This is a genomic window from Alienimonas chondri (assembly GCF_013036045.1).
GTDB lineage: Bacteria > Planctomycetota > Planctomycetia > Planctomycetales > Planctomycetaceae > Alienimonas > Alienimonas chondri.
The window spans coordinates 1-8,735 of the sequence record NZ_WTPX01000179.1; the positions used below are offsets into that span (position 1 = coordinate 1).

The window sequence follows — 8,735 nt, forward strand, 5'->3', positions numbered from 1 at the left end:
GACGGGCGCCGGGCCGAACGGCGACACGGGGGTCCGGCTGGAGACGCCGCGCACGCGGGTGCGTCTCCGGTTGCCGGCGACCCCGAACGCCCCCCCGCGGGTCGGCTCCTTGGCGACGGTGGAGTTCGCCGTCCCGACCGAACCGGTCGGCGCGGCGCTCCGCCGGCGGGCCGGCGAACTCTGGCGGTCCGCCGCACGTTCCCTCGAATCCAGCCCCGGGACGCTGCGGTAGGCAACCGCCCCGGCATTCAATTGACCGCAACGGCTTTCGGAGACCGCGAGGATGTTTACGAAGCGGCAGGCCAAGGGTCGATCCGATCCTCTTCATCGACAATAAACCGATCGTGGGGGGCGTCCCACATATCGCGATCCCGAGCGTTGCGCGCAGAGTTTGGCGGACGATGCGAGCCGCGTGCTCAAGGAAGAATCCCGCCCCGCCCGTCTCCAGGCGGGGCAGGAACACCGGGCGCCTGGCGTCAGGCAGGAGCCCGTTCCTTGAAGCGGACGATCGCCTCGCTCGCCTGCCGACGGGAGAACCCCTCCGCGATCGTGACGCCGAGCCGACGAAGTTCGGCGGCGAGGTTCGCCCCGACCCGCCGGCTGAACGCGTGCAGCGCCCGAACCTGCTACTCCGTGCAGGGCAGCCCGCCGCGGCCTTTGGCGGGGTACCCGCCCGCGTCCAATCCGTTTGCCGCAGGCGTTCGTATAAGTGCGGGCCTGGAGGGCCGTGGTTGCCGACCGATCGGCCTTCCACACCTTCGTACGCCCTTTCTGCAGCCCCGTGACCGCCGCAAGAGCCTGGTAGACTTTCGGGCCGATCAACTCCTCGGAGACGGCCCACCTGAACATCCTCTTCACCCGCTCGACCCTTCTTTGAATCCAAGACCTGAGTCATTGAAGCCATGACGGGAGAGGCCGTAGCGGACGAGTTGGTCCCGGTAAGCCTTGAGCTTCAGGGGGCCGAAGGCCGCGGCGGGGGCGACGTCGGCAACTTTCGCTGGGTCCGGACGAACCTCCGCCGGAACCTCGCCGGTGCGGAGGTACTCTGCGACCAGCCGCCGGTACGTCTCATCGGCGGCTGAGGTGCCGTACTTGCCGAGGTAAAACTGCCGGCGAATCAGGTGGACGCGAGCCTGACTGGTCGGCTTGTGCAGGGTGAGGTTCGGAACCCGTGTGCGGGACATCGGGCGGGACCGGAAGGTGACACGCCCGTTATTGTCAGTCGTGACAAAAACGGGCGGCTGTTCCGGCCGCACCCGGGACCGTCCCGGGGTACGCGTAGATTCGCGTTCGGCTCTGGCTGGCTAGATGAAAACGCCCCGCTGACAGGGTCAGCGGGGCGAGTCGGGATGACAGGATTCGAACCTGCGACCTCTTGACCCCCAGTCAAGCGCGCTACCAGGCTGCGCCACATCCCGAGGTCGTCGTGGCGAACGCCGGTGCCGGCGTCCGTCGCGGGGCGGGATCATCGCACCGCGTTCCCGGTTCGACAAGCCCGACCGCCCGACACCGCGCAAGACGCGCCGGTTCGCGTCGAACGGCGGCCTCCTCGAGCGCCCGCTTACAGCTTCGGGGCGGCCTTGCCGGTCAGGCGATAGACGAACGCCATCACCTCCGCCAACGCCCCGTACAGGTCCGGCGGGACGGTTTTCCCGACGTCCACCTCGCGCCACAACTGACGGGCGAGGGCGGGGCGTTCGAGAATCGGCACCTTGTGTTGCTTGGCCAGTTCCCGAATCCGAAACGCGACTTCGTCCGCCCCTTTCGCGACCACCTTCGGCGCCGGCATGTGGTCGTCGTATTTCAGGGCGATCGAGAAGTGCGTCGGGTTGGTCAGCACGACGTCGGCGTCGGCGACGTGGCTGAGGTCGCGGGCCGCGGCGAGCTTGCGGTGGGCTTCCCGCCGACGTCCTTTCACGGTCGGGTCGCCGTCCTGGTTCTTCATCTCGTCCCGGATCTGCTGCTTGGTCATCTTCAGATCCCGCTCGTGCTGCCAACGCTGAAACAGGTAATCGCTGAGCGCCAGCAACGCCAACGCCCCCGCCAACCACGCGGCCAAGGCGGAGATCGCGTAGTGAATGCGTCCCAACATCGCCGACGGGCCGGCGGCGACCAGCCCGATCAGGTCCGGCATCCAGGCGCTCACCACCAATCCGGAGACGCCCGTCAGCACCAGCAGTTTGGCGACGCCGCCGCCGAGCCGCGCGACGGCCCGCATCGAAAATAGCCGCCCGAACCCGCTGATCGGATTCACCCGCGACCACTTCGGCGCCAGCGCCTGCGGGGAGATCAACACGCCGAACTGCCCGAGCAGCCCCGCCGCCGAGGCTAACGCCAACCCGGCCAGCCCCGGCAGCAACGTCATCGTCAACAGGCTCGTGATCGCGGCGGCCCGCTCGGTCGCATCGGACGCGGTGAACGTCGGAGAAATTTTTCGAATGGAGACATCGATGAGTCCCCCCAGATCCTCCGACAGACCGATCCCCCCGATCCACAACAGCGCCGCGGCGGCGCCCAATACGGCGGCGGCGGTTACGTCGGCGCTCTTGGCGATCTGGCCCTGTTCCCGGGCCTCCCGGCGCTTCTGCTCCGTGGGCTCCTCCGTCTTCTCCTGGTCGTCTCCCACTGGGGCCCCCTCGTTTTAGCGTTGTTTAGAGGAGGGATCAGGCGCGGACGTCGGGCAGACCGACCAGCGTTTCGTGCAGCGCGGTCAGCGAGGCCGACAGCACCTCAGCGAGAACGTCGGTCGCGGGGGAGAGCGTGAGGGCGAGCACGAACAGCCCCGCCGCAGCCCGCGTCGGGAAGCCGACCGACAACACGTTGATCTGCGGCACCGTCCGGCCCAAGAAGCCGACGGTCAGGCTCATCAGGGACATCACCGCCAGCGTCGGCGCCGCCACCCGCAGGCCCAGACCCATCCCGGCGCCGGCGAGTTCCGCGAGCGTCCGCCACGCCTCGCCGGACACCCAACCGGCGCCGGGCGGCATCGTGCGAAACGTATCCAGCAGCGTGCCGAACAGCCGCAGATGTCCGTCCACCCCCGGCAGCGTGAGCAACACGGCCGTCCCCAGCATTCCGAGCAGCTGGCCGGCGGTGGACGCCGATCCGCCCAGCATCGGATTGAATACCTCGCCCAGCGCCGTCCCGATCTGCTGATCGATCAGTTCGCCCGCCAGTCGAAGCCCGGCCAGCACAGAAAGTACGCCCAAGCCCAATGCAAAACCGATCGAGAACTCACCGAGCGACATGCGGGCCAGCGAGGCCGGCGTGCGGGGCAACGGGGCAGGGGATGCGAAATCCGCCATCGACATGCCTCCGGGAGGAACCGACTGGCCACGTGATGCGAGGGAATCGAGAACCGGTCCCGGCAGTTCGTCCGCGACCAGCCGATCGTCGCCGTCGCGATCGAGCCCGTGGAAGGTCTCCGCAGATCGGCCGGACAGGGCGGGCGTGATCACGAGGGCCGTGGCGAGGGCCAGCAGCACGCGGACGTTCGGCGGGACGACCGGCGTGCCGAACACCGGTCCCACGGTCATCAGCCCGGCGACCCGGCAGAACACCAGCAGGAAGGCCACGAACCGAGCCGTTCCCCACGCGATCAGCGGGTGCGTGAAGTCGGTTTCGCCGAGGGCGAACTCCGGGAGGTCGAACGGCACCGCGGGGCTAGTTTCCGAGGTTCGGGCCGATGTTCTGAAACAGATCCGTCGTGTAGTCGCAGGCCAACTGGATCATCCACGGCAGGGCCAACAGCGTCACGCCGGCCATCGCCGCGATCTTGGGGACGAAGGACAGCGTCTGATCCTGAAGCTGCGTGACCGCCTGAAAGAGACTCACTAGCAAACCGATGCCCGCCGCGGCGGCCAGCACCGGCAGGCCGAGCAGCAGCGCCGTGAGCAGCGCCTCGCGACTGAGATCGGCGGCGACGTCGGGCGACATGCGAGGCGGCGAGGAGCGAAGGAGGCCGTGAGGCGGAGCAGGGGACATAGTTCATCCGCCGCGCACGCTCCCACCCCGCTTCCGCGCGCATTTCTTCCCGCGCTCCGTCACAAGGGCCGGACGCCTTCCATCAGCATGCCGACCGTCAGGAACCACCCGTCCACCAGCACGAACAGCAACAGTTTGAAGGGCAGGCTGATCAGGACCGGGGGCAGCATCATCATGCCCATCGAGATCAGCACGGCGCTGACGACCAGGTCGATCACAAGGAACGGCAGGTAGATCTGGAACCCGATCACGAACGCGGTTTTGAGTTCGCTCAGCATGTACGCCGGGATCAGCACGCCGAGCGGCACCTCGTCGTAGGTCTCGGGATCGCTGTCGCCGGGCGAGCGGCGGTAATCGAGGAACAGCCGCACCGCGGAGCCGTTCCCGGTGCGTTCGATCTGGTCGGCCATAAAGGCCCGCAGCGGCGCGGCGGTTCGCTCAAACGCTTCATCGAGCGTGGGCGGAACCTCGCCGGGCGCCGGGTCCGTGTAGGGACGAATGCCCTGCTCGTAGCACTGCCCCCAGACCGGCCCCATCACGGCGACGGTCAGGAACAGACAGAGCGACACCACGACCTGATTCGGCGGCATCTGCTGGGTTCCGATCGCCTGTTTCAGCAGGCCGATCACGATCACGAACCGCACGAAGCAGGTCGTCATCAGCAGAATCGACGGGGCGAGGCTCAGGACCGTGAGCAGCCCGAGGATCTTCAACGTGTTCGTCAGCCCGCCGGGCGAGAGCGCCTCCTCCGGATCGAGCGCCGACGGCAATGTCAGCGGCCCCGATCCCGGGGCGGTCGTCGCGTCGGGGGTCGCCGGGGAGGGACCGGCGTCGATCGACCACGCGGCGGCCGGCACGACCGACGGCGGGAAGCCGATGGACTCGGCGGTCGTCGTCGGGGTGAACAGCGATCCGGGATCGGTCGGAGCCGGGTTCTGCCGCACCACCCCCTGCGCAATCGCCGGCCCCGCCAGACACGCGAAGCCAAGCGCGACGGCGGCCAGCAATAACCGGTTCAGTGAGCGGCGGGCAGGGCGAACGGCGTCGCTCATCGCGTCGCCCCGGCGGGGCGAAGGCGGGCGGCGAGCCGGCGTTCGGCGTCCGAGACGTCCGGCTCTCGCGGTTCCCGTTCGGCGACCTCCGGCGTCGCGGTCTCGGCGGCGGCCGCTCGACCGAACAGGGTGCGGAACGACTCCCGGCCGGCGTTTCGACCGGCGACGCGGGACAGCGGATTCGGCTTGCTCACGCGGCAGGAGGCGGCGAGCGCCTCGGCTTCCACGGGGTCGTTGATCTCTCCCAGGGCCGTCAGCCCGTCGGCTGCGCTGCCGACGAGAATCACCCGCCCGCCGATCCGCACCACGTGCATCGAGGCTCGCGGTTCCAACTTCACCCGGGCGAGCACCTCGCAGGCGCCGCCGCCGACGGCCGAGCCGGTCGCACGCGATCCGGCGAACCACTTCGCCAAGGCGGCGAACAGCCCCAGCGTGAGAGCCAGCGCGCCCAGCACGCCCCAGACGGACGAGCCGCGTGCGTCTCGCGGGGCGTCCGCGGCATCGCCGACTCGCACACCGCCGCCGCCGATCTTCAACGGCGCTCGGCCGCCCGTGGAGGGCGTTTCGGCGGAGAATCCCGATCCGGTCGACAGTTCCGCCTCGCTGGCGCTCGGCAGCGCCGGAACTGCCGTCGTCGGTCGCTGCCGCCCCTCCGCCGTCCCGACGACGAGCGACAGCAGGACGGCGGCGAGCAGCGAACGAGACACGGGAGCGATGAACGACTTGGGGAAGCGGAGGGGGTGAAGCGGCGGACGAACGGCTTAGCGGTCGGGAGCGAGGATCTCTGCCACGCGGACGCAGAAGTTGTCGTTCAGCACGAGAACCTCGCCCCGTGCGACGAGTCGACCGTTGACGAGGATGTCCACGGGGTCGCCCGCCAGTTTGTCCAGCGTCACCACGGAACCGTCCCGCAGACCGACGACGTCCTCCAGGGACATCTCCGCCCGCCCCAACTCGATTCGCAGATCGAGTTCGACGTCGTCCAGCGTGCCGAGTCCCGACGAGCCGGCGTCGCCGAGGGGACCGCCCTCGGCGAAGCGTTCGAGTTCCAACGGGGACGTCCGCCCCAGCGCGTCCGGCGGGTTCTCCCCGGCGGCGAGTACCGGCCGACGGCCGCGGCGAACCTCCGCCTCGACCTCTTCAAGGAGTTTTTCGACCTGGCCGCCGACCGGGATCGACGTGGCCGGGCCGGGCTGTCCGTGCGCGGTATCGTGCGGTTCGATCGGCTCGTCGGGCGACCCTCCACCGGCCGCTTGACCGACGAGCGGCGACTCCGCCGCCTCGGCGGCTGGTCGGACGCTTCCGTCGATCGGATCGGGGACGGTTCCTTCGTCGTCCTCCGGCGGCATCTCGACGGAACCGGCGGCGGCGGCGGCGAGAAGCGCCTCGATGTCGTCCGAAGGCAGCGTTTCCCCCGTCTCGCCGGCGCGCGGCGCCGGGGCGTCGGCCGTATCTTCGACCGGATCGGCATCGGCGGGGGAAGCGTCGGAGGCTGCCAAGGAGGCGTCGCCCGGTCGCGAAGACCGGCGTCTATTGTTCGAGGGCTTTGAACTCGCTGACCACCGCGGTGCGGACGACGTCCTCCCGCAGCACCGTGTTCACGGCATCGGCCAGATCGCCTTTGAACCCCCGCAAGCGGGGGTCGTCCAAGTCGTCGCTCGTCGCGGCTCGCGCGACTTCCATCACGGCTTGGCGGATTCTCGCTTTGAAGCTGCCGCTGACCGATTCTCCCACGTCGCCGGATCGGTCCGACGGGACGATCGCGGTGAGGCGAAACGTCAGGTGAACCAGACGGCCGGGGATCGCCCTGGCGTTTGTGGTGGAGAAGGTATCGATCTCCACCTCCGCCAACTCTTCGGTGTTCGCGTCGGGCAGTTCCTCGGTCGCGACGGCCTCGGTCGGAGCCAGCAGGACGTACAGCACGCCGGCTTCGACCAGCATGACGGTCAGCACGAGGCCGGCGATCTTCGCGACCCCGCCCAGTTTGCTGGGCGGCTTCTTCGCGGCGTCGGCGTCGGCTTCAGGTTCGGCGGGGGCGTCCGCCATGCGGTCCTCCCGACCGGGGCGTGCAACATGAGCCGTGCGGCGTCGCGGGCGTCGAAACGACCTCGCGCGGCAGTCGGCCCCGCCGCATCATGCGGCGGACTCGCGGACGCTAGTTCTCTCCCACAAACACGTCAACACGATCCCAGTCGCGGACGGCGCCGCCGAACGCCGCCCGGGCGGCGAGGGCGGGCGGCTCGGTGGAGCCGGCCGCTTCAATGCGCAGTCGACTCCGAGCGATTCCCCGTTCAGCCAGCGCCTCCGCGACCGATTCCGCTCTCGCCCGGGACAACGCCCACGCGTCCGGGAACGGCGAGTCCGCCGGGGGCGGCTCGGGCGAGGCATGTCCACGCACGATCACCTCCCCGCCGGCTCGCGCCACGGCCTTCGCGAGCGCATCGAGCGTCCGCTTCATTCCCGAACCGAGCTGCGCCTCGAATCGGCCGAACGCCGCCGGTCCGGCCAGCGCGGGTGCTCGATCCAGCGGCGACTCTGCGGCGCCGTCGAAGGCGCCGACTTGATCGCGACCGTCTGCCGTCTCTCGGCTGGTCCCGGACTGACGCTGCCGGCCGGACGCGGTCGCCGTTTTCTGATCGTTCCGATCCATCGGGGAGGACCCCGGCGCGGCCGCCAGCGATTCGGTCGGGCCGAAGCGCTGCTGAAAGACTTCTAAAATCGCCCGAACTTTGCCTTCCTCCTTAAGCTCGCTCATGCTCACCAGCATGATAAAAAAGGTCAGCAGCAGGCTCATCATATCGCCGTAGGTCACCACCCATTCCGGCACGCCGGGCGGAGCGTCGTCGTCGCCTTCCATAATTGAGAGCCCTGTTTTTATTCCGGCGAATCAGCGAACCGAAGCTCGCGATCAAAGCGCAAGCGCCCGCTCCGCGGCGGGAAGCATCGTGGTCAGCTTTTGTTCAAGCACGCGAGGGTTGTCGCCTTCCTGAATGCTCAGCACCCCGCGAACGACGATCTCGCGAACTTCCATCTCCCGCTTGCTGTAGAACCCCAGTTTGTCCGCGAACGGCAGGCAGAACAGGTTGCTGACGATGGCGCCGTATAACGTCGTAATCAACGCGACCGCCATACCCGGGCCGATCGCTTCCGGGTCGTCCATATTCCCCAGCATGATGATCAGCCCCATCAACGTACCGATCATTCCGAACGCCGGCGCATAGCGTCCCAACGTCTCCATCAATCCTTTACCGGTTTTGTGCCGCGACGAGACCGCCTGAATCTCCCCACGCAACACCGCTTCGATCAATTCGCCGTCCGTACCGTCCACGGCCATCTGAATGCCCATTTTGATAAATGGGTCGTCCACCTCCTCAATATTGTTCTCCAACGCGAGAATCCCGTCCCGACGAGCGACCTCCGCGAAGCGGACGAGCTGTTCGATCGTCGGCTTCAATTCGGGGACTTTCGGGAAGAACAACTTCATCGTGACCTTCGGCGTCTTCAGCAGCGTGCCGAGGGGGAAGGCGATGCCGCACGCCGCGATCGCTCCGCCGACCACGACCAGCCCGCTGGGAACGTCCACGAACGCGGCGAGGCTCGACCCGGGAGCGATCAGGATGGAGATCAGCAGCAGCGCAGCCCCGAGGAACAGTCCGGCAGCGGTCGCGATGTCCATGCGGTCGAGGGAGGGTGGGGGGA

General features: G+C 68.5%; 11 protein-coding genes and 1 tRNA gene. 1 reads left to right on the top strand and 11 read right to left on the bottom strand.

Features of this window, described 5'->3' with window-relative positions; translation table 11 throughout:
* A partial coding sequence (locus LzC2_RS18715; RefSeq protein WP_171189555.1) for a hypothetical protein occupies positions 1-232 on the top strand: 232 nt, incomplete at its 5' end.
* 622 nt (positions 233-854) lie between these two features.
* On the opposite strand, the gene LzC2_RS18720 is transcribed toward LzC2_RS18715, so the two are convergent.
* The 11 genes from LzC2_RS18720 to LzC2_RS18770 all read right to left on the bottom strand — a co-directional run.
* Positions 855-1,184 carry a hypothetical protein gene (locus LzC2_RS18720; RefSeq protein ID WP_171189556.1) on the bottom strand — a complete coding sequence of 110 codons (330 nt, stop codon included), beginning with the start codon at positions 1,182-1,184 and terminating at the stop codon, positions 855-857.
* 160 nt (positions 1,185-1,344) lie between these two features.
* Positions 1,345-1,418: transfer RNA gene (locus LzC2_RS18725), tRNA-Pro, on the bottom strand.
* Positions 1,419-1,561: 143 nt separating this feature from the next.
* Positions 1,562-2,626, bottom strand: a complete 1,065-nt coding sequence (locus LzC2_RS18730; protein ID WP_171189557.1) for an EscU/YscU/HrcU family type III secretion system export apparatus switch protein — start codon at positions 2,624-2,626, stop codon at positions 1,562-1,564.
* A 37-nt stretch (positions 2,627-2,663) separates the two neighbouring features.
* Positions 2,664-3,656 (bottom strand): flagellar biosynthetic protein FliR, encoded by a 993-nt coding sequence (locus LzC2_RS18735; RefSeq protein ID WP_171189558.1) that lies wholly within the window; start codon positions 3,654-3,656, stop codon positions 2,664-2,666.
* A 7-nt stretch (positions 3,657-3,663) separates the two neighbouring features.
* Positions 3,664-3,936 carry a flagellar biosynthetic protein FliQ gene (locus LzC2_RS18740; protein ID WP_171189559.1) on the bottom strand — a complete coding sequence of 91 codons (273 nt, stop codon included), beginning with the start codon at positions 3,934-3,936 and terminating at the stop codon, positions 3,664-3,666.
* 107 nt (positions 3,937-4,043) lie between these two features.
* Complete coding sequence (fliP, locus tag LzC2_RS18745; RefSeq protein ID WP_171189560.1) at positions 4,044-5,036, bottom strand: flagellar type III secretion system pore protein FliP; 993 nt, start codon at positions 5,034-5,036, stop codon at positions 4,044-4,046.
* Positions 5,033-5,743, bottom strand: coding sequence for a flagellar biosynthetic protein FliO (locus LzC2_RS22915; protein WP_171189561.1), 711 nt, complete (start codon positions 5,741-5,743; stop codon positions 5,033-5,035). Before LzC2_RS22915 ends, fliP begins: the two co-directional genes overlap by 4 nt.
* A 54-nt stretch (positions 5,744-5,797) precedes the next feature.
* Entirely contained in the window at positions 5,798-6,535 is a 738-nt protein-coding gene (fliN, locus tag LzC2_RS21725) for a flagellar motor switch protein FliN (RefSeq protein ID WP_206678795.1), read from the bottom strand.
* A 31-nt stretch (positions 6,536-6,566) separates the two neighbouring features.
* Positions 6,567-7,082, bottom strand: coding sequence for a hypothetical protein (locus LzC2_RS18760; protein ID WP_171189562.1), 516 nt, complete (start codon positions 7,080-7,082; stop codon positions 6,567-6,569).
* Between the two features lie 109 nt (positions 7,083-7,191).
* The gene (locus LzC2_RS18765; protein ID WP_171189563.1) at positions 7,192-7,893 is read right to left on the bottom strand and encodes an OmpA/MotB family protein; all 702 of its coding nucleotides are present in this window, start codon (positions 7,891-7,893) and stop codon (positions 7,192-7,194) included.
* 51 nt (positions 7,894-7,944) lie between these two features.
* The coding region (locus LzC2_RS18770) for a motility protein A (RefSeq protein WP_246255170.1) at positions 7,945-8,735 on the bottom strand (791 nt) is incomplete at its 5' end.